19 protein-coding genes and 1 pseudogene are annotated in these 20,956 nt (G+C 63.4%); 18 read left to right on the plus strand and 2 right to left on the minus strand.

Going from position 1 to position 20,956, the window contains the following annotated elements:
• Window positions 1-16: 16 nt before the first annotated feature.
• The 7 genes from rlmH to NKJ32_RS00820 all read left to right on the plus strand — a co-directional run bounded on the left by rlmH (window position 17) and on the right by NKJ32_RS00820 (window position 7,819).
• Window positions 17-499, plus strand: coding sequence for a 23S rRNA (pseudouridine(1915)-N(3))-methyltransferase RlmH (rlmH, locus tag NKJ32_RS00790; protein ID WP_023678067.1), 483 nt, complete (start codon window positions 17-19; stop codon window positions 497-499).
• 151 nt (window positions 500-650) lie between these two features.
• Window positions 651-1,994, plus strand: a complete 1,344-nt coding sequence (locus NKJ32_RS00795) for a murein hydrolase activator EnvC family protein (protein WP_023678066.1) — start codon at window positions 651-653, stop codon at window positions 1,992-1,994.
• On the plus strand, window positions 1,995-3,320 hold the full coding sequence (locus NKJ32_RS00800) for a S41 family peptidase (protein WP_023678065.1): 1,326 nt from the start codon (window positions 1,995-1,997) through the stop codon (window positions 3,318-3,320).
• Between the two features lie 203 nt (window positions 3,321-3,523).
• A complete protein-coding gene (locus NKJ32_RS00805; RefSeq protein ID WP_352826648.1) occupies window positions 3,524-4,720 on the plus strand; it encodes a divergent polysaccharide deacetylase family protein in 1,197 nt (398 codons plus the stop codon).
• 1 nt (window position 4,721) lies between these two features.
• Window positions 4,722-5,243 carry an RNA pyrophosphohydrolase gene (locus NKJ32_RS00810; RefSeq protein ID WP_352826649.1) on the plus strand — a complete coding sequence of 174 codons (522 nt, stop codon included), beginning with the start codon at window positions 4,722-4,724 and terminating at the stop codon, window positions 5,241-5,243.
• A gap of 29 nt (window positions 5,244-5,272) precedes the next feature.
• Window positions 5,273-6,424, plus strand: coding sequence for an alanine racemase (alr, locus tag NKJ32_RS00815; RefSeq protein WP_352826650.1), 1,152 nt, complete (start codon window positions 5,273-5,275; stop codon window positions 6,422-6,424).
• A gap of 138 nt (window positions 6,425-6,562) precedes the next feature.
• Complete coding sequence (locus tag NKJ32_RS00820) at window positions 6,563-7,819, plus strand: D-amino acid dehydrogenase (protein ID WP_502901085.1); 1,257 nt, start codon at window positions 6,563-6,565, stop codon at window positions 7,817-7,819.
• A 37-nt stretch (window positions 7,820-7,856) separates the two neighbouring features.
• On the opposite strand, the gene NKJ32_RS00825 is transcribed toward NKJ32_RS00820, so the two are convergent.
• Window positions 7,857-8,738: a LysR family transcriptional regulator gene (locus NKJ32_RS00825; RefSeq protein WP_023678060.1), complete on the minus strand. Its 882-nt coding sequence runs from the start codon at window positions 8,736-8,738 to the stop codon at window positions 7,857-7,859.
• A gap of 378 nt (window positions 8,739-9,116) precedes the next feature.
• On the opposite strand from NKJ32_RS00825, the gene NKJ32_RS00830 reads away from it, so the two are divergent.
• From NKJ32_RS00830 to NKJ32_RS00840, 3 genes are all read left to right on the plus strand, one after another.
• A complete protein-coding gene (locus tag NKJ32_RS00830) occupies window positions 9,117-10,613 on the plus strand; it encodes a CoA-acylating methylmalonate-semialdehyde dehydrogenase (protein WP_023678059.1) in 1,497 nt (498 codons plus the stop codon).
• Window positions 10,614-10,862: 249 nt separating this feature from the next.
• Window positions 10,863-11,159 (plus strand): hypothetical protein, encoded by a 297-nt coding sequence (locus NKJ32_RS00835; RefSeq protein WP_352574655.1) that lies wholly within the window; start codon window positions 10,863-10,865, stop codon window positions 11,157-11,159.
• A gap of 303 nt (window positions 11,160-11,462) precedes the next feature.
• The gene (locus NKJ32_RS00840; protein ID WP_023678057.1) at window positions 11,463-11,777 is read left to right on the plus strand and encodes a hypothetical protein; all 315 of its coding nucleotides are present in this window, start codon (window positions 11,463-11,465) and stop codon (window positions 11,775-11,777) included.
• 13 nt (window positions 11,778-11,790) lie between these two features.
• On the opposite strand, the gene NKJ32_RS00845 is transcribed toward NKJ32_RS00840, so the two are convergent.
• Complete coding sequence (locus NKJ32_RS00845) at window positions 11,791-12,381, minus strand: GntR family transcriptional regulator (protein WP_502894516.1); 591 nt, start codon at window positions 12,379-12,381, stop codon at window positions 11,791-11,793.
• Between the two features lie 166 nt (window positions 12,382-12,547).
• Here NKJ32_RS00845 and NKJ32_RS00850 point away from each other — a divergent pair, with 166 nt between their 5' ends.
• From NKJ32_RS00850 to NKJ32_RS00885, 8 genes and pseudogenes are all read left to right on the plus strand, one after another.
• Window positions 12,548-13,441: a dihydrodipicolinate synthase family protein gene (locus NKJ32_RS00850; RefSeq protein WP_352574657.1), complete on the plus strand. Its 894-nt coding sequence runs from the start codon at window positions 12,548-12,550 to the stop codon at window positions 13,439-13,441.
• 48 nt (window positions 13,442-13,489) lie between these two features.
• Complete coding sequence (locus NKJ32_RS00855) at window positions 13,490-14,740, plus strand: NAD(P)/FAD-dependent oxidoreductase (protein WP_352574659.1); 1,251 nt, start codon at window positions 13,490-13,492, stop codon at window positions 14,738-14,740.
• Window positions 14,741-14,768: 28 nt separating this feature from the next.
• Window positions 14,769-15,770 carry a 4-hydroxyproline epimerase gene (locus NKJ32_RS00860; protein WP_023678053.1) on the plus strand — a complete coding sequence of 334 codons (1,002 nt, stop codon included), beginning with the start codon at window positions 14,769-14,771 and terminating at the stop codon, window positions 15,768-15,770.
• 333 nt (window positions 15,771-16,103) lie between these two features.
• On the plus strand, window positions 16,104-17,006 hold the full coding sequence (locus NKJ32_RS00865) for a branched-chain amino acid ABC transporter permease (RefSeq protein WP_023678052.1): 903 nt from the start codon (window positions 16,104-16,106) through the stop codon (window positions 17,004-17,006).
• Window positions 17,007-17,010: 4 nt separating this feature from the next.
• Complete coding sequence (gene livM, locus NKJ32_RS00870; protein ID WP_352569561.1) at window positions 17,011-18,639, plus strand: high-affinity branched-chain amino acid ABC transporter permease LivM; 1,629 nt, start codon at window positions 17,011-17,013, stop codon at window positions 18,637-18,639.
• Window positions 18,639-19,799 (plus strand): annotated as a pseudogene (locus NKJ32_RS00875) (ABC transporter ATP-binding protein); the annotation flags it as partial. The gene livM and the pseudogene NKJ32_RS00875, both read left to right, overlap by 1 nt.
• Window positions 19,800-19,807: 8 nt before the next feature.
• Window positions 19,808-20,536, plus strand: coding sequence for an ABC transporter ATP-binding protein (locus NKJ32_RS00880; RefSeq protein WP_352455032.1), 729 nt, complete (start codon window positions 19,808-19,810; stop codon window positions 20,534-20,536).
• Between the two features lie 19 nt (window positions 20,537-20,555).
• A complete protein-coding gene (locus tag NKJ32_RS00885; protein ID WP_023678048.1) occupies window positions 20,556-20,903 on the plus strand; it encodes a DUF6867 family protein in 348 nt (115 codons plus the stop codon).
• Window positions 20,904-20,956 lie beyond the last annotated feature (53 nt).

The following is a 20,956-nucleotide window of genomic DNA, read 5'->3' on the forward strand; positions in this document are numbered from 1 at the left end:
GCTCTTCGAGGCAGGGATGAAGATTACGGTTCATGCCGTGGGCCGAATGAAAGCCGGCCCCGAGAAGCAGTTGGCCGACCGCTATTTCGAGCGTTTTGCCAGGAGCGGTCCTGCCGTGGGCCTCGAATTCGCCGGGATCGTCGAGATTGCCGAAGGTCGCGCGCAGACGGCCAATGAGCGCCGGCGCGAGGAAGGCCAGAAACTGCAGACGCACTTGCAACCGGGCACGGCGCTGATGCTGCTGGATGAGCGCGGCAAGAACCTTTCCTCCGAGGATTTCGCCGGTCGCATAGGTTCGCTGCGCGATGGCGGGCGCAAGGCGCTGGTGATCGCCATTGGCGGCGCCGACGGCCATGACCAGTCACTGCGCGACCTGGCTGATCTGACGGTGTCGCTCGGCGCGCTGACCTGGCCGCATCAGCTGGTCCGCGTGATGCTGGGCGAGCAGCTTTACCGGGCGGCCACGATCCTTTCCGGTCACCCCTACCATCGTTCATGAAGTCGGCTCCGTCGGCGAATTGATGCCAGCCGCCCGGATTTTTGCCCCAATGCTCATCGACAGTTTGGGCTCATGGGGTTTGTCGATGACGGCCGGGGCTCGAACATGGTTGATGGTTCGTTAACGAAGCCGCGCATAGAGTTGGGCTTCAATGTCTGAAGACTGGAAATCACGAACGGGCTCCTGGCGCGTGCGCTACGGCATCGCCGTGGCGACGATCGCGCTTTCGCTCGGCGTCGCGCGGGCCGAGAACACGCTCGACCTGGCGCCCGACCCGGACCAGAGCCGCGCCGAATACGAAAAAGTATCGAAAGAGATCACGCTGTCGTCCGAGCGGCTGGCCAAGCTCGCCGCTGACATAGCGGCTGTCAAGAAGGACCACGCCTCGATCACCGCGGCGCTGATCCAGTCGGCGATGACCGAGCAGAAGCTCGGCCAGGACATCGAGGACATTGGCGGCAAGCTGGAAGGGCTGAAGGCGCAGGGGCAGAAGATCCGCGCCTCACTGGCCGCCAGACGCGACGTTCTGGCCGAAGTGCTCGGCGCGCTGCAGCGCATGGGGCTCAATCCGCCGCCGGCGATCCTGGTCAAGCCGGAGGACGCATTGTCGTCGGTGCGCAGCGCCATCCTGCTCGGTGCCGTGGTGCCGGAACTGCGCCACCAGACCGACATGTTGCTGGCCGACCTCAAGGAGCAGTCGCGGGTGACGGCCTCGATCGAGGCCGAGCGGGCGCGGCTGACGGCAGCTGTCGGCGAGCAGGCGGCGGAAAAAAAGCGGCTCGGCATGCTGCTCGAAGCCAAGCAGAAGCTCGCCGCCGATACGCAAACCGCGCTGGCCGCCGAAAAGCAGCGGTCCGCGACGCTGGCGGCCAAGGCCGGCAGCCTGAAAGAACTGATCGCCTCGCTCGAGGCCGACAGAGCCCGCAAGGCGGCGGATGCGGCCAAGGCAGCCGAGCAAAAGACGGCCGACGCCGACAAGGGCCCGGCATCGGCTGCGGCGCCGACGGAATTGGCCTCGCTGCCGGTGCCGGAGAGCAACAGGCTCACCGCTGCCGCGCCGTTTTCCGCGCTTCAAGGGCAGATCGCGCTGCCGGTCACCGGCAGGATCAAGCGGCGCTTCGGGGCCGACGACGGTAACGGCGCGGTGATGCTCGGTGACATGGTTGCGACACAATCGGGAGCCATCGTCACAGCGCCGGCGGATGGAAATGTGCTTTATGCGGGGCCTTTCCGCTCTTACGGTCAACTCTTGATCCTGAATGCGGGTGACGGCTATCATGTCGTCCTGGCGGGGATGAGCAGAATCAGCGTCGCGTCTGGCCAGTCGGTGCTCGCAGGTGAGCCGGTCGGCGCGATGGGAGAGGCCCGGGTGGCGAGCACCTCGGCATCGAAGAATGGAAATGCCACACCGGAGCTCTATGTCGAGTTCCGCAAGGATGGAAAACCCGTCGATCCGGCCCCATGGTGGGCGGACCGTTTTTCTGGAAGGACGTGAATGATGCGGAAACTGTCGCTTCTGTTTGCCGGTGCGCTGATGGGTGCATCGGCGATGAGCCTGGTCTATGGCGCGCCCGGCTCGACAGCGAAGGCTGCGGGCTCCGAGACCTATAAGCAACTGGCCATCTTCGGCGATATCTTCGAACGGGTAAGGGCGAATTATGTGACGCCGCCCGACGACAAGTCGCTGGTTGAAAATGCCATCAACGGCATGCTGTCGTCGCTCGACCCACACTCCTCCTACATGAATGCCGAAGAAGCGCAGGACATGCGCGTGCAGACCAAGGGCGAATTCGGCGGCCTCGGCATCGAGGTCACCATGGAGAACGACCTGGTCAAGGTGATCACGCCGATCGACGATACGCCGGCCGCCAAGGCAGGCGTGCTCGCCGGCGACTATATCGCCAAGATCGACGGCGAGGAGGTCCGCGGCCTGACCCTCAACGACGCCGTCGAGAAGATGCGCGGGCTGGTCAATACGCCGATCAAGCTCACCATCCTGCGCCAGGGCGCCGACAAGCCGATCGAACTGACCGTCGTGCGCGATATCATCAAGGTCAAGGCGGTCAAGTTCCGGGTCGAAAACGACATCGGCTACATGAAGATCACCTCCTTTACCGAAAAGACCTATGACGACCTCGAGAATGCCATCGACACCATCAAGAAGCAGGTGCCGAACGACAAGCTCAAGGGCTACGTGCTCGACCTGCGCCTCAATCCGGGCGGTTTGCTCGACCAGGCGGTGAGCGTGTCGGATGCCTTCCTCGACCGTGGCGAGATCGTCTCGACGCGCGGCCGCGATCCGAAGGACGTCACCCGCTTCGACGCGCGGGCCGGCGACGACATCGGCGGCAAGCCGCTGATCGTGCTCGTCAATGGCGGCTCGGCCAGCGCATCGGAAATCGTTGCCGGCGCGCTGCAGGATCTGCGCCGCGCCACCGTGGTCGGCACGCAGTCCTTCGGCAAGGGTTCGGTGCAGACCATCATTCCGCTCGGCGAGAACGGGGCACTGCGGTTGACGACGGCGCTCTATTACACGCCGTCCGGCAAGTCGATCCAGGGCAAGGGCATCACGCCCGACATCAAGGTCGACCAGCCGCTGCCGGCGGAACTGCAGGGCAGGGACCTGACGCGCGGCGAATCGGACCTCAAGGGCCATATCAAGGGCGCCGACGAAAGCACGACCGGTTCGGGCTCGGCCGCCTATGTGCCGCCGGAACCCAAGGACGATTTGCAGCTCATCTATGCCGAGCAGCTGCTGCGCGGCCAGAAGACGGATCCGGCGTTCCCGCCGAATCCGCAAAAGGCGGTGTTGAACCAGTAAGGGCAGGCAAGCCGGGCCAAACAGGTCTGGCTGCCTGAGCGAAGCGATGCGATGCTGCCGGGGCCGCGAGGCTCCGGCAGTTTGATTCGGGGGCCGCGGCCGGCATGCTGCGCGTCCAGTGAAGCAAGGGGACGCGCCGACATTTTGGATTTTGCGCCTCCGGAGAAGGTTTACTTCGGGGATGCACGCCGGGGGGTGCGGGCTTGGCTGATATCGACAAGGACATAGAACGACCTCTCGGACAGGCGATCCGGCTGCCGCGCTCAGGCAGCGGGATCAGCGCCGGCGCGGTCGCGGCCGCGCTTGTCGTGCTGTCCGTAGTCGGCGTCTCCAGCGCCATCGCCTTGCGAGACAAGCCGTTCCGGAAGCTGCAAGAAGTAGCCGTTTCGACGCCGAAGACGCCGGCGGCGGATACCGCCGCCGCGCCCGCCAAGGCGACGCCCGAAATGGCTGCGCCAAGCAACGCAAGCGGGGCCAACATAAGCGGGCCGAAGACGGGCGGTCCGCAGATCATCCATGTCCAGACCGAGGGGGGCGACGCTCCACCCGAGGCGGCCATAGTCATTCGCGACCCTTCGACGATCGGCCAGAACCTCAGGATCGCGCACATTCCCGACAAGGCGCTGGTCGAGGTCAGCGAAACCGGTCCGTTGCCGATCCGCGCCGCCGACGGCAGGCGCCCGTTCGATGTCTATGCGCGGCCGTGGTCCGGGGCTCGCGGTGCACGCGTCGCGCTCGTCATCGGCGGGCTTGCCGTGTCGCAGACCGGCACGCAGGCAGCCATCGCCAAGCTGCCGGCGGAGGTGACGCTGGCCTTCGCGCCGCAAGGCAACAGCATCGGCCGCTGGATGCAGGTGGCGCGGCAGAGCGGCCATGAGGTCATCATGCAGGTACCGCTTGAGCCGTTCGACTATCCGAACGTCAATCCCGGCCGTAACACGCTGACCGTGGCTGCAACGCCGGACGAGAATTTGAAGAATTTACGCTGGGCGCTGTCGCGAACGACCAACTACACCGGCGTCATGAACTATATGGGCGCCCGCTTTTCGGCCGACGCGACGGCGATGGGGCCGTTGATGGCCGAGCTTGGCAAGCGTGGTCTGGCCTATGTCGACGACGGTTCGTCGGCGCGCAGCCTGGCACCCGAACTGGCGCTGAAGGACGGCGTGCCGTTCGTCGGCGGCGATACGGCGATCGATGCGGTGCAGGACCGCGGCGCCATATTGAAGAAACTGGATGGGCTGGAAGCGACGGCACGGGCGAAAGGGTTTGCCGTCGGCATCGGCTCGGCTTTCGACCTGACGGTGGATACCGTGTCTTCCTGGGTGACCGAGGCCAAGAAGCGTGGCATCGAGATCGTGCCGGTTTCGGCGGTGGCCATAGATCCGGAAAAAGGCTGAGATGGCAAAGAACAAGCTCGTTGAGCCCGAGACGCTGCCCTACCGGCCCTGCGTAGGGGTGATGGTCCTCAATGAGGCCGGCCTGGTCTGGGTCGGCCGTCGCATTGCCGAGCCGGACAGCGAATTCGCTGGAACGACGCAGCTCTGGCAGATGCCGCAGGGCGGCATCGATGATGGCGAGGAGCCGCTGCCCGCGGCGGCGCGTGAACTTTACGAAGAGACCGGCATGCGCTCGGTGTCGCTGCTGGCCGAGGCGCCGCACTGGATCAAATACGACCTGCCGGCGCATCTGGTCGGCGTCGCCTTCAAGGGACGATATCGCGGCCAGACGCAGAAATGGTTTGCCTTCCGTTTCCACGGCGACGAAAGCGAGATCGCGATCAATCCGCCGCCGAGTGGCCACAAGGCCGAGTTCGACCGGTGGGCGTGGCGGCCGATGCTGGAATTGCCGGGCCTGATCGTGCCATTCAAGCGCAAGGTCTACGAAGACGTGGTGGCGGCGTTCCGGCACCTGGTGGCGTAGCCGCCGGCCTTCCGTTAAAACAGGTCGGCATGAACAACATCTCCAGCAAATCTCTTCCGCCGACCGTCACCCTGGGCGAACCGATCAGCGAAGCCGCGGCAGGGGCGATCCTGACCATCGATCTCGGCGCCGTCCGTGAGAACTACCGGCGGCTGAAGGCGCGGCTGGGCGGCGTCGGCTGTGCTGGAGTGGTCAAGGCCGACGGCTACGGGATTGGCGCGGCGCCGGTGGCGGCGGCGCTGATGGGTGAGGGCTGTAATACTTTCTTTGTTGCGCATTTGGCCGGCGGCACCTTGCTGCGCAAGGCGCTCCGCTCAGACCCGGCCATTTATGTGCTGAACGGCATTCCGCCGGGTGCGGAAAGGGAAGCGGTTGCGGCAGGGCTTTGCCCAGTACTCAACAGCGCCAGCCAACTCGCGGCATGGCGCGAGATGGCCGAGCGGGTGGGCCGTAAGTTGCCGGCCGCCCTCCAGGTCGACAGCGGCATGTCGCGGCTCGGCATGACGCCATCCGAGGTGAAGGCAGTCGCGCAGGATCCGCAGGCTTTCGACGGTGTCGAACTGACGTTCGTGATGAGCCATCTCGCCTGCGCCGATGAACCCGAGCAGCCGGCCAACGAGCGGCAGCGGCTGGAATTCGAACGGCTGCGCCGGATGCTGCCGGAAGCGCCGGCTTCCCTTGCCAATTCATCAGGCATTTTTCTCGGGCAGCGCTATCACTACGACCTCGTTCGTCCGGGTGCGGCTCTCTATGGCGTCAATCCGACGCCGGCGAAGGACAATCCGATGCTGCCGGTGGTGCGATTGCAAGCCAAGGTCATCCAGACGCGGATATTGGAGGCCGGCGCTGGTGTCGGCTACGGTCACACTTTCCACACCAAGGCTCCGCTTGCCGCGGCGACGATTTCGCTCGGCTATGGCGATGGCTGGCATCGACGCGCCGCTTCCTTCGCCTGGCTCGAAAATGTGCGGCTGCCCTTCGTTGGCCGAGTTTCGATGGATTCGATCATCCTCGACATTTCCGCATTGCCGCCCGGCAGGCTGAAGGCCGGCGACCTCGTGGAACTCATCGGACCGTCGTCGCAGACGGTGGACCAGGTTGCCGGCCAAGCCGGCACCATCGGCTATGAGGTCTTGACCAGTCTCGGCCACCGTTTCCACCGGCGCTATGTGAATGGCTAGGACGCAAGGTTGTTGTCCTCACGCATGTCTTTTCCCTAAGCATCGGCACTTGGCTGAGGCCACAGAATCCGGCAGACATGAGGCGGCGATGATCCCGGTCTCGAATCCCGACGAGATGCCGCCGCGGAGAACCAAACGATGAAGATCTTCGTGCTGGGCGGCGGCGTGATCGGGGTCACAACCGCCTATTTTCTTGCCGAGGCCGGTCATCAGGTGACGGTGATCGATCGCCAGAAAGGCCCGGCGCTGGAAACCAGCTTTGCCAATGCCGGCGAGATCTCGCCCGGCTATGCCTCGCCCTGGGCCGGGCCCGGCGTTCCGCTGAAGGCCATCAAATGGCTTTTGATGAAGCACGGTCCACTGGTGGTGCGACCGGCCCTCGATCCGCATATGTGGATATGGCTGGTCAAGATGCTGCGCAATTGCACGGCTGAACGCTACGCGCTGAACAAGGCGCGCATGGTGCCGCTGGCCGAGTACAGCCGCGACACGCTGAAGGCGCTGCGCGAGGCGACCGGCATCGCCTATGACGAGCGCGCCAAGGGCACGCTGCAGCTCTTCCGAACGCAAAAGCAGCTCGACGGCGTCGGCGGCGATGTCGAGGTGCTGAAGGCCTATGGCGTCCCCTACGAGGTCCTCGACCCCGACGGCTGCATTGCGGCCGAGCCTGGGCTGGCCGGCGTGCGCGAAAAATTCGTCGGTGGCCTGCGGTTGCCCGGCGACGAAACCGGCGACTGCAAGATGTTCACCGACAGGCTTGCCAAGCTTTGCGCGGTACGCGGCGTCACCTTCGAATACGACACGGAGATACGGCGCGTCGTCAAGAAGCGCGATCGCATCACCAACGTCAGCACCAGCAAGGGCTGGATGGTCGCTGATGCCTATGTGATGGCGATGGGCAGCTATTCGGCACGGTTCATGCGCATGCTGAAGCGGCCCATCCCGGTCTACCCGGTCAAGGGCTATTCGATCACCCTGCCGATCAAGGACGCCGCCGCCGCACCGGTCTCGACCGTGATGGACGAGAGCTACAAAGTAGCGATCACCCGGCTCGGCGACCGTATCCGGGTCGGCGGCACGGCGGAGATTTCCGGCTTCGACCTGCGGCTGCACGAATCGCGGCGGCGCACGCTCGAACATTCGGTCGGCGACCTGTTTCCGGGCAGCGGCGACATGCGATCGGCGACCTTCTGGTGCGGGCTGCGGCCGATGACACCCGACGGGCCGCCGCTGATCGGCCGCACCGATTTCTCCAATCTCTATCTCAACACCGGCCATGGCACACTCGGCTGGACCATGGCCTGCGGCTCGGCCAAAGTTCTGGCCGACATCATCTCCAGCCGGGTGCCGGACATCGACGTCGGCGATCTCGGGCCCGGACGATACGCCAAGTAAGACGCCCACCAGCTAAGACAGCCAGCGGCCGGCAGGCTCACGCAAACAAACCCCTGTCCCGTTCGACGGCCTTGGTAATGAAGCTCGCGACGACCTGGACGCGGCGCAGCGGCCTGACCGATTCATGATAGACCAGCCAGTAGGCGCGGCGTATGGGTGCGACGATATCGAGAGGCACCAGCTCCGGCATCGAGCGGGCAACGAAGGTGTGCAGGATGCCGATGCCGGCGCCGGAACGCACTGCTTCGGCCTGGCCGAGCGCGGAGGAAATAGCGAAGCTGGTGCGCCAGTCGGGGCTGAATTCGGCCGCGTAGTCGAGCGAGCGACTGACGATCAGGTCCGGCACGTAGCCGATCAGCGTATGCTGGCCTAGCTCGGCGGCGGTTCCGGGCAGGCCATGGGTGTCGGCGTAGGCCCGCGACGCGAACAGGCCGAGCGTGTAGTCGACCAGCTTTCCCGCCACCAGGCGGCCTTCCGTCGGCCGTTCGACGGTGATGGCAATGTCGGCCTCGCGCCGGGACAAAGAGAAGGAGCGTGGCACCGGCACCAGCTGGATGGTGAGCTCACGGTGCAGAGCGGTCAGCGCGCCGAGGCGCCTGGCCAGGAAGGCGACGCCAAAGCCATCCGGCGCGCCGATGCGCACGGTGCCCGAGACGTCGTCGCCTTCGCCTGAAACGGTCGAGCGCGCGGCGATCATGTCGCCCTCCATGCGTTCGGCAATCTCGAGGAAACGCTCGCCCGCCGGCGTCAGCTCGCTGCCGGTGGTAAGCCGGCGAAACAGTTTTGTCCTGAGCGCATCCTCGAGGGCGGCAATGCGGCGCGAGACGGTCGCGTGATTAAGCTCCAGCCGCCTGGCGGCGCCGAGGATCTGGCCGGCCCGCGCTACGGCAAGGAAGATACGGGCATCATCCCAGTTCATGAGGGTGGTCCTGGCGATAACGATCAAAACCGCGTTCCTTCGCGCCCCCCTCTGTCCTGCCGGACATCTCCCCCTCAAGGGGGGAGATTGGCAGTTTCGCCGCAGGCGTCTTTCTTGCCGCGGTGAAGATTTCCGAAGGCGGGCGTGACAGCCAATCTCCCCCCTTGAGGGGGAGATGTCCGGCAGGACAGAGGGGGGCGGTGAAGGAACTCAATCTCAATCCTTGCTGCTGGGGACCTGCATTCTTCCTATTTGCGAGAATTGATGCTCTGCCGTCAACCGCTATCTATTCTCCGCACAACGGTTGCGTTTTCGCTCGCGTTGCCATCGCTCCCGCAAAGGCGGACAATGCCTCATCACGAACCAGGGAGAGAGACCATGATCGAATACGGTCATTTCATCGGCGGCAAGCGCGTCGCCGGAACCAGCGGCCGCAAGCAGGACGTCATGCAGCCGATGGACGGCACGGTGCGCGGCACGGTGGCGCTGGCTTCGCAGGCGGAATTGCGCGCGGCGGTCGAAAACGCCAAGGCCGCACAGCCCGGCTGGGCGGCGACCAATCCGCAGCGACGCGTACGCGTCCTGATGCGGTTCCTCGAGCTGGTCGCCAAGGAGTATGACGCGCTGGCCGAGATATTGGCGCGCGAACACGGCAAGACCATCGCCGACGCCAAGGGCGACATCCAGCGCGGCCTCGAAGTGGTCGAGGTCTGCATCGGTGCGCCGCATATGATGAAGGGCGAGTTCACCGATGGCGCCGGCCCCGGCATCGACGTCTATTCGATGCGCCAGCCGCTCGGCGTCGTCGCCGGCATCACGCCGTTCAATTTTCCGGCGATGATCCCGTTGTGGAAGATCGCGCCGGCCATCGCCTGCGGCAATGCCTACATCCTCAAGCCGTCGGAGCGCGATCCGGGCGTGCCGATGCGGATTGCCGAACTGTTCATCGAGGCCGGTCTGCCGGCGGGCATCCTTAATGTCGTCAACGGCGACAAGGAAGTGGTCGACGCCATCCTCGACGATCCCGACATCAAGGCCATCGGTTTCGTAGGCTCGACACCGATCGCCCAGTACATCTATTCGCGCGGCTGCGCGGCCGGCAAGCGCGTGCAGTGCTTCGGCGGCGCCAAGAACCACATGATCATCATGCCCGATGCCGACATGGATCAGACCGTCGACGCGCTGATCGGCGCCGGCTACGGCTCGGCCGGCGAGCGCTGCATGGCGATCTCGGTGGCCGTCCCGGTCGGCAACGACACCGCTAACCGGCTGATGGAAAGACTGGTGCCGCGCGTCGAGAGCCTGAAGGTCGGTCCGTCGACGGATTCTTCCGCCGATTTCGGCCCGCTGGTGACGGCGCAGGCGTTGGAACGGGTCAAATCCTATGTCGACACCGGCGTCAAGGAAGGCGCCAAGCTGGTCGTCGACGGCCGCGGCTTTTCCATGCAGGGCTACGAGAACGGCTACTATATGGGCGGCTGCCTGTTCGACAATGTGACCGCCGACATGCGCATCTACAAGGAAGAGATCTTTGGGCCGGTGCTGTCGGTGGTGCGCGCACCGACCTACGAGAACGCCATCAAGCTCGCCAACGAGCACGAGATGGGCAATGGCGTTGCCATCTTCACCCGCGACGGCGATGCGGCGCGCGACTTCGCCTCGCGGGTTCAGGTCGGCATGGTCGGCATCAACGTGCCGATCCCGGTGCCGATCGCCTACTACACCTTCGGCGGCTGGAAGGCGTCCTCCTTCGGCGACCTCAACCAGCACGGGCCGGACGCGTTCCGCTTCTACACCAAGACCAAGACGGTAACGTCGCGCTGGCCGTCCGGCGTGAAGGATGGTGCCGAGTTCGTCATCCCGACGATGAACTGACCGAACGATCCGTTTGCGTGTCCTCGCTTCCGGTTGCGGGCGCGCGAAGACAGACCGCGAGAAAGGCCCGGGCTCTGAGTCCGGGCTTTTTTGTCGCCGTCTTCATTGGCATGAACACTAATGTGATGGAACCAAGAAGGCAGCAATCTTCTTAGGTTGCAGTCCTGCCGCGAAGGAGACGCTGGCAGATCAACCAACGGCGCTGGTGACGGCTCCGGGGGATATCGTCCGGCGCAAAGGAGGTGTCAGATGGCACGTCTCATGGCGACAATCGCTTGCGCTGCAGTGGCAGTTTCCGCGATACCGGCAATGGCTGCCGAGCAATGCGCGGCTCGCGCCGATATGGTCAAGGCGCTCGGCGAGAAGTTTCATGAAAACCCGAGCGCAGTCGGCGTCGTCAATCCGAATGTGGTGCTTGAAGTCTTCGTTTCCGACAAGGGCACATGGACCATCCTCGCCAGCGACACAAAAGGTCAAAGCTGCGTGATTTCAGTCGGCGAAGGCTGGGAAAGCGCGATGACGACAGCGGCGCTGCCAGGCATCTGAACGATTTATCACGGGTCTGCGCGCCTCGGCATGGCCGCACAGCCTGTGGCCCATTCTTTCGGCGACATCCGTAAAACGGATCTGCAGGCGCCCGCTTGGGCGCCTGCTTGCGCTTTTCCATTGCCGATACCATATATCGAGAACATAATGGGAACATCTGGAATCGTTCCCACCAATGGCAGACCGGAACACAGAAAGGAACGACGCGATGATGATGACGTCGGAACCGGCCTGAATCGCTCCGGCAAAATGAGGCCGTCAAACCCCTCCTTTGCCGGAACGTGATGGCAAAGGAGGTGCCCTATGGCACGCAAATCGCTGTTGAGATGGGTGAAAACCCTAGTTCTTGCTGGCGCATTGGCGGTGGGTACGAACACCGCAGGCGCGCAATATCAATACTGCGTTGAACATGGCGAGATCGTCGCCCATTTGAGCGAGAAGTTCCAGGAAAGGCAGTTTGCTTTGGGGCTGATCGGTCATGAGGCGGTCATGGAAGTCTTTGTCGCCGAGACCGGAACCTGGACCATCGTCGTCACCGATATCGCCGGCAGAAGCTGCATCGTCGCGGCCGGCGACAATTGGGAAAACGTGATGGCCCTGCCCGGCCAGGGCGCATGACGAAATGGCAGGCTCAGCGCGTAGCAGCCGCCTCGGCATGGCCGCGCAAAAGCGCCATCAGCCGCTTGGCGTCCTTGGCCGCGGCCTCTTCGTCGCCGGCGAGGATCGAGCGGATCAGCGCGACATGGTGCTCGGCTGATTCGGCCAAGCCGGTATCGGCCTTGTAGCGAAACCAGAAGCGGCGGCTGTGGGTTTGCAAGGGCGCCGCCAGGCGCGCGGCGAACGGGTTGTCGGCAGCCAGCGCCAGCGCCTCATCAAGCGCCTTGTCGGCCTGGATGAAGTAAAACACATTTTCCGAAATCACCGCCTTTTGCATGGCAAGGGCAGCGTCATGGAACAGGTCGGCGGCCTCGCGGGTGACGAAGCGGGCGGCCGAGCGGGCAAGCACCACCTCGATGCCACGGCGGGCGTCGAGGACACGCAGCCAGTCGCCAGGGTGAAGCGGGGCAATGGCAATGCCGGCACGCGGCCGGACTTCGAGCAGCCCCTCCCAGGCCAGCCGCTGGATCGCTTCGCGCACCGGGGTGCGGCCGAGGCCGAGCCTGTCGATCAGCGCCCCCTCGGTGATGAAGCTCGCGGGCGCCAGTTCGAGAGTTACGATCATGTGCTCGAGCCTGCGGTAGGCCTTCGCGGTCGCCGGCTCGGAGCCCGGTCTGTCATATACCAATGCGACATCTCCTGATATATTGTTGATATATCATATCAGATTCAACGTTGACAGCCGGCTTCTTAAGAAATATACGACTGATATATCAGATGGAGCGATCGACATGTGGGCCGGAGTCTTCCCCGCCGTTACGACCAAATTCACCGAGGACGACGGCCTCGACCATGCCGAGATGGAGCGCTGCTTTGCGCTGCAGATGGAGGCCGGCTGTGACGGCATCATCGTCTGCGGGTCGCTCGGCGAAGGCCCGATGCTGTCGCACGACGAGAAGATCGCGGTGCTGAAGACCGCGCAGAAGATCGCCGGCAAGAAACCGGTGCTGTTGACGGTCAACGAGGCCGGTACACGCGAGGCGGCGGCGATCGCGCGCCGCGCCGCCAAGGAAGGCGCCAACGGTTTGATGGTGGTGCCGAGCCCGATCTACCATACCAATGCCGAGGAGACGGTCGCGGCACTCAGCGCCGTCGCCGCGGCCGGCGACCTGCCGGTGATGATCTACTCCAACCGGCTTGCCTACCGCGTCGACGTCACCGTCGACCAGATGGAGGAGTTGGCGAAGGACCAACGCTTCGTCGCCATAAAAGAGTCCTCCGACGATATCCGCCGCTCGATCGAGATCATCAACCGCCTCGGCGACCGCTACGACCTGTTCACCGGCGTAGACAATCTCGCCTTCGAGGCGCTGTCGGTCGGCGCCATCGGCTGGGTGGCGGGCCTGGTCACCGCGTTCCCGCGCGAGACCGTCGCCATCTACCAGCTGATGAGACAGGGCCGCCGCGAGGAGGCGTTGAAGATCTACCGCTGGTTCCGGCCGCTGCTCGACCTCGACGTCTCGACCTATCTGGTGCAGAACATCAAGCTCGCCGAAGTGTTGGCGATCAACACCAACGACCGCGTGCGCATGCCGCGCCAGCCATTGTCGGGCGAGCAGCGCAAGGCAGTCGAAAAGATCGTCAGGGATGCGCTGGCGGTGCGGCCAGAGCTGCCGACATTCTGATCCAGTCGCTTTGAAGGCATTTGCAGATGTGCAGCGCGGCGCATGGCAATGAATGATAATGCTACGCTCGATGTCGCCATCATTGGTGGCGGCATCATCGGCATCTGCGCCGCCGCCTTTCTGGCAGAGGCGGGCCAAAATGTCACGATCTTCGATCGGACGGGGATCTGTGAGGAAACCAGCTCCGGCAATGCCGCTGCCTTTGCCTTCTCCGATGTGCTGCCGCTCGCCCACAAGGGCATGATCAAGCAGTTGCCGAAATGGCTCGCCGACCCGCTCGGCCCGCTCAGCATCCCACCCGCGTATCTGCCGAAGCTGCTGCCCTGGCTGGTCCGCTTCTGGCGCGCCGGCCGAAGCGACCGCTACGAAGCCGGCCTTGCCGCGCAGGCCGGGATGATGAAGCTCGCCGAGGCGGAATGGATGGGCTTGCTCGACCGTTCCGGCACACGGCCGATGCTGCATGAGGACGGCTCGCTCGAACTCTACGACAGCGAGGCCGAGTTCAAGGCCTCGCTGACCGGCTGGGCGGCAAGGCAGCGCTTCGGCATCGGCTTCAGCCATGTCGAGGGGAGCGCTCTCACAGCCCTGCAGCCCGGTCTGTCGCCGCGCTTCGTCAAGGGAACGTTCGTGCCGGGGTGGAAAACCGTTGCCGATCCCAAACTGCTTGGAAAGGCCTTGTGGGCCTATGCCGAGAGGTTGGGCGCCGGGTTCGAAAGGGCCCGGATCGAGCGTGTCAAGGCGGGACAGGACGGCGCGATCTTGACCACGGCCGACGGCACGCGGCGACGGGCGAAGCACGTCGTCATCGCTGCCGGGGCCTGGTCGCATCTGCTGGCGAGACATCTCGGCGACGGAATCCCGCTGGAGACCGAGCGTGGCTACAACACGACGTTGCCGAAGACTGCCTTCGACGTAAAGCGGCAATTGATCTTCTCCGGGCATGGCTTCGTCATCACGCCGCTCGAGACGGGCCTGCGCGTCGGCGGCGCGGTCGAACTCGGCGGCCTTGAGAGGCCGCCCAATTATGCGCGCTCGAAAGCGCTGCTCGAAAAGGCGCAGAAATTCCTGCCGGGACTGGATCCGGCCAATGGACGCGAATGGATGGGGTTCCGGCCGTCGCTGCCGGATTCGCTGCCGGTGATCGGGCGGTCGCAACAAACGCCGTCGGTGGTGTATGGTTTCGGCCACGGTCACCTCGGCCTGACCCAGGCTGCGGCGACCGGGCGCTTGATCCGCGAGCTCGTTCTCGGGCAGAATCCATCGCTCGATCTCGGCCCGTTCAGCCCGCAACGGTTTTGAGTTCGAAGACATTCAGTTGGGAGCCGGCATGGCCAAGAATTCCTTCTTCTGCATAGACGGCCACACCTGCGGCAATCCGGTGCGGCTGGTCGCCGGCGGTGGGCCTTTGCTCAAGGGCTCAACGATGATGGAGCGGCGAGCGCATTTCCTGGCCGAATATGACTGGATCCGCACCGGGCTGATGTTCGAGCCGCGCGGCCATGACGTGATGTCCGGCTCGATCCTCTATCCGCCGACGCGTGAAGATTGCGACATCGCCATCCTGTTCATCGAAACCTCGGGCTGCTTGCCGATGTGCGGCCACGGCACCATCGGCACGGTAACTTTTGCCGTCGAGCATGGGCTGATCAAGCCGAAGACACCGGGCGTGCTCAGGCTGGATACGCCGGCGGGCGTGGTCGTAGCGGAGTACAGCCAAGTCGGCGACTATGTCGAGGAGGTGCGCATCACCAATGTGCCTTCCTTCCTCTATGCCGAGGCACTGACGGTCGAATGCCCCGGGCTCGGCGAGATCAGCGTCGATGTCGCCTATGGCGGCAATTTCTACGCCATCGTCGAACCGCAAAAGACCTATCGCGACATGGCCGACCATTCGGCCGGCGAACTGATCGCCTGGAGCCCGGTGGTGCGGCAGCGGCTCAACGAAAAATATACCTTCGTGCATCCGGAGAATCCCGGCATCAATACGCTGTCGCACATATTGTGGACCGGCGCGCCGACCAACCCGCAAGCCGATGCCCGCAACGCCGTCTTCTACGGCGACAAGGCAATCGACCGGTCGCCCTGCGGCACCGGCACCTCGGCGCGTATGGCGCAGCTTCACGCCAAGGGCAAGCTTGGGGTTGGCGACGACTTCGTCCACGAATCGATCATTGGTTCGCTGTTCAAGGGCAGGGTCGAGGAAGAGGTCACCGTCGCCGGCAAGCCGGCAATCATTCCCTCGATCGGCGGCTGGGCACGAATGACCGGATTGAACACGATCTTCATCGACGACCGCGACCCGTTCGCGCACGGCTTCGTCGTCAAATAGAAAAAACACTGACGCAAGGGAAAGAGAGAGCGCAAGCGGATTGACGTCAACGGCGCAACGATCCCGCTCATCAACTTATTTTGACGGCGATTTCTTCGAAATGGAGCGCATGCTGCGATTGAATCGTCAAAGACATTGCGTTAGGCCAATGGTAGGGTCCGCGATGGTCCAGGGGGCGGACGGGAACAAAACGGGCAATCGAACGGCGTGCGGCGAAAACACGCATAATGATCGAAAAATCACGTTGCAATCCGGGCTCGAAACTTTACGACTAGGGGAAATACGAAAAGGAATGCGTCTGCATGGGCGACATTCCAGGGGAGCCACGACAGCATGCAGTATTTTGTCCAGCAGCTTATCAATGGGCTGACGCTGGGATCGATCTATGGGCTGATCGCGATCGGCTATACGATGGTCTACGGCATCATCGGCATGATCAATTTCGCCCATGGCGACATTTTCATGATCGGCGCTTTCACCGCGCTCATCGTTTTCCTTATCCTCGGTGCGTTGTTCTATTCGCTGCCGATCGTCGTTGCGCTGCTGATCATGATGATCGTCGCGATGCTGCTGACCAGCCTGTATAATTGGACGATCGAGAAGGTGGCCTACCGGCCTTTGCGCGGTTCATTCCGGCTGGCGCCGCTGATCACCGCGATTGGCATGTCGATTGCGCTGTCCAATTTCGTCCAGGTGACCCAAGGGCCGCGCAACAAGCCGGTCCCGCCAATGGTGTCCAAGGTCTACAACATCGAAGGCATCAGCGTCTCGCTGAAGCAGATCATCATCGTCCTGGTCACCATAGTCCTGCTGGCGCTGTTCTGGTACCTGGTCAACAAGACCTCGCTCGGTCGGGCGCAGCGCGCCTGCGAGCAGGACCGCAAGATGGCCGCACTGCTTGGCATCGACGTCGACCGCACCATCTCGATCACCTTCATCATGGGCGCCGCCCTTGCCGCCGTCGCCGGCACGTTGTTCCTGATGTACTACGGTGTGGTGGTGTTTTCCGACGGCTTTACGCCCGGTGTGAAGGCATTTACTGCCGCGGTGCTCGGCGGCATCGGCTCACTGCCCGGCGCCGTGCTCGGCGGGCTGATGATTGGCTTCATCGAAAGCATGTGGTCGGCTTATTTCTCGATCGATTACAAGGACGTCGCCGCCTTTTCCATCCTGGCGATCGTGCTGATCTTCCTGCCTTCCGGCATTCTCGGCCGGCCAGAAGTCGAAAAGGTCTGAGATCATGGCGGTTACCGTGTCTCCGGAAAGCACCGTCGTCGCCACCCCGGTCCAGCGCGCTTTTCGCGAAGCGCTCTATGCCGGCGCCATCTCGCTTGGCCTGTTCGTGCTGTTCATCGGCCTGAAGACCGACCAGAACATCTCCAACGAACTGATCCTGGTGCAGCGCTGGGGCTTGCTCGCCGGCGTCGTGATCGCCACCATGGCCGGACGCTTCCTTTACGTCGCCTATGGCCAACCCTTCCTGGCGAACCAGAAGATCGTCGACGTCGCCACCGGCCTGCTGCCGGTCAGCCTGGCTTCGCGATTCTTCCGCCTTCCCGCGTTCATCGTGGCGCTCGCCGTCGCCGTTATTCTGCTCGCGCTCAGCGGCTTTCTGACCGAGGCCTTAGGGCCGGAACTTTCCGATTTCGTGCGGTTCGTGCGGGCGCTTGCAATCATCTATGCGCTGGCCTGGCTGATTTATCATTTCCGGGCCTTCATTCATGCTCATTTCTCGGCATTGGGCATAACTGCACTGGCGCTCTACCCGATCGTGGTGGTGTTGGTGCTAGCGCTATATGCCGGGTCGATGGCCGCCGGTTTCCAGGGTTCGCTGAAGTATGTCGACAATTACGGCATCCAGATCCTGATCTACGTGATGCTGGCCTGGGGGCTGAATATCGTTATCGGCTTGGCCGGCCTGCTCGATCTCGGCTATGTCGCCTTCTACGCCGTCGGTGCCTACGCCTATGCGCTGCTCGGCACGCATTTTGGCCTCTCCTTCTGGATCCTTCTGCCCGCCGCCGGCCTAATGGCTGCGTTTTGGGGGGTGATGCTAGGCTTCCCGGTGCTGCGCTTGCGCGGTGACTATCTGGCGATCGTGACGCTCGCCTTCGGCGAAATCATAAGGCTGGTGATCATCAACTGGCGCGAGGTGACCAACGGCTCGGCCGGGATTTCCGGCATCCCGAAGGTCTCTTTCTTCGGCCTGATGTCGTTCAACGTCTCCGATCCGAACTACATCTCGAAGGTGCTCGGCATCGCCCAATCGGGTGCCTACTACAAGATATTCCTCTACTATTTGATCCTCGGGCTCTGCCTGCTGACGGCCTTCGTCACCGTGAGGCTCAGGCGGATGCCGGTCGGCCGTGCCTGGGAAGCGCTGCGCGAGGACGAGATCGCCTGCCGTTCGCTCGGCATCAACACCACCACCACCAAGCTCACCGCCTTTGCCACGGGCGCGATGTTCGGCGGCTTCGCCGGCTCGTTCTTTGCCGCGCGGCAAGGCTTCGTCAGCCCGGAATCCTTCGTCTTCCTGGAATCGGCGATCATCCTCGCCATCGTCGTGCTTGGCGGCATGGGCTCGCTGGTCGGCATTGCCGTCGCCGCCATGGTGATGATCGGCGGCACCGAAGTCCTGCGCGAACTGGATTTCCTCAAGACCGGCCTCAGGTGGGGCAACACTACGGTCATACCCGGTTTCGGGTCCGGCTTCACGCCGGAACTGTATCGCATGCTGCTGTTCGGCATGGCGATGGTCATCGTCATGCTGTGGAAGCCGCGCGGCTTCGTCGGCAGCCGCGAGCCGACAGCTTTCCTCAAGGTGCGCAGGGCGGTGTCCGGGTCCTTCACCAAGGAGGGACACGGCTGATGAACGCGAGCCCCTCCATGAACAATGCCATCCTGCAGGTCGAGCATCTGTCGATGAAGTTCGGCGGTCTCGTCGCCATCGGCGACCTTTCCTTCCAGGCCAAGCGCGGCGAGATCACCGCGCTGATCGGTCCGAACGGCGCCGGCAAGACCACCGTGTTCAATTGCATCACCGGTTTCTACAAACCGTCGGAAGGCATGATCACGCTCAACCGGCGCGACGGCTCGACGTTCCTGCTCGAACGCTTGCCCAACCATGAGATCCCGGCGCGCGCCAAGGTGGCGCGCACCTTTCAGAACATCCGCCTGTTCTCGGGCATGACGCTGCTGGAGAACCTTCTCGTCGCCCAGCACAACAAGCTGATGAAGGCCTCCGGTTACACCATTCTCGGCCTGTTCGGCTTTAGCGGCTACAGACAGGCCTCGGCGGAATCGGTTGAACTGGCCGAGCACTGGCTGGAGAAGGCCGATCTTGTCGACCGCGCCGACGATCCGGCCGGCGATCTGCCCTATGGCGCGCAGCGGCGGCTCGAAATCGCTCGCGCCATGTGCACCGGGCCTGAGCTTCTGTGCCTCGACGAGCCGGCCGCTGGTCTCAATCCGAAAGAATCGGCGGGGCTCAATGCGCTGCTGATGGACATCAAGGACAACACCGGCACGTCGATCCTTTTGATCGAGCACGACATGGCGGTGGTGATGCAGATTTCCGATCACGTCGTGGTGCTCGAATACGGGCGCAAAATCTCGGACGGCAACCCGCAATCGGTGCGAACCGACCCGCGCGTCATCGCCGCCTATCTTGGCGTCGACGACGAGGAGGTCGAGACGGTGCTCACCGAAGTCGGCGACGAAGATGTCATCGAGCAATTGGATACGGGCCCGGATGCCGCCCACGGCCCAGGCACATCGTCTTCCTATCTCGCCGGACCGGTTGCCGACACGGTCGGCCACAGCGAGGGCGAGCGCGTCACCGTGTCGAAAGGTGCCTCGAAAGCCGGGCAGTTCGATGCGAGGTCGAGTGCCGCAGCAAGCAAGGCGGCAGCGCAGGCCAAAGCCAAACCGACGGCGAAATCTTCTGCCGCGAAATCCTCTGCAGCAAAGCCGGCCACCAAGGCTCCGGTGAAGCCGAAGACGCCGCGCGTCTCCAATCGGCGCGGAGGGCGCAAGTGATGGCCGGCACAACGCTGCTCGATATCAAGGGCGTTCAGACCTACTACGGCAACATCAGGGCGCTGAACGGTGTCGACGTCACCGTCAGGCAAGGTGAGATCGTAGCGCTGATCGGTGCCAACGGCGCCGGCAAGTCGACGCTGATGATGACCATCTTCGGTGCTCCCCGCGCCCGCGCGGGTACCATCACATTCGCCGGTACCGACATCACCCAACTGCCGACCCACGAGATCGCGCGCATGCGCATCGCCCAGTCGCCGGAAGGGCGCCGCATTTTCCCGCGCATGACGGTGATGGAAAACCTGCAAATGGGCGCCAGCCTCGACAACCTTGAGCATTATGACGAGGACGTCGAGAAGGTGTTCACGCTGTTTCCACGCCTGAAGGAACGCATTGCCCAGCGTGGCGGCACGCTGTCCGGCGGCGAGCAGCAGATGCTGTCGATCGGGCGCGCGCTGATGGCACGGCCGAAGCTGCTCCTGCTCGACGAGCCGTCGCTCGGCCTGGCGCCGCTGATCGTCAAGCAGATCTTCGACGCCATTCGCGAGCTGAACCGCACGCAGGGACTGACGGTGTTCCTGGTCGAGCAGAACGCCTTCGGCGCACTCAAGCTCGCCACGCGCGGCTATGTCATGGTCAACGGCAATGTGACGATGAGCGGCACCGGCAAGGAACTGCTCGCCAATCCGGAAGTGCGCGCCGCCTATCTCGAAGGCGGCCATCACTGAGTTTCAGGAGACATCAATCATGCAGGGCATTCTCTATGAGGAACCCTCGATCTGGCAGTTCTTCTTCGTCACCTGCCTGCTCGGCGGCTGGGCGGCGTGGATGACGGGCAAGGCGTGTGCGCAGACGTGGCGCAGCTTCGCCCAGTTGTTCGCCTTCATGCTGGGGCTCGGCATCGGCATAAGGTTCATTCATCACGCGCTGTTCGGCGGAACGATGTTCTCGCTGCATTACTACATCGTCGATACCATTGTGCTGATGATCTTGGGCTTCATCGGCTACCAATACACGCGCACCAACCAGATGGTAACGCAGTATAATTGGCTTTACGAAAGAGCCTCTCTTTTGAGCTGGAAACCAAAAGGTTGACATTTATCATTAACGGCGTTTCAGGGATGAATCGGCGTGACAAGTGCCTGAAA

Source organism: Mesorhizobium sp. M0159 (assembly GCF_040322295.1).
Lineage (GTDB): Bacteria > Pseudomonadota > Alphaproteobacteria > Rhizobiales > Rhizobiaceae > Mesorhizobium.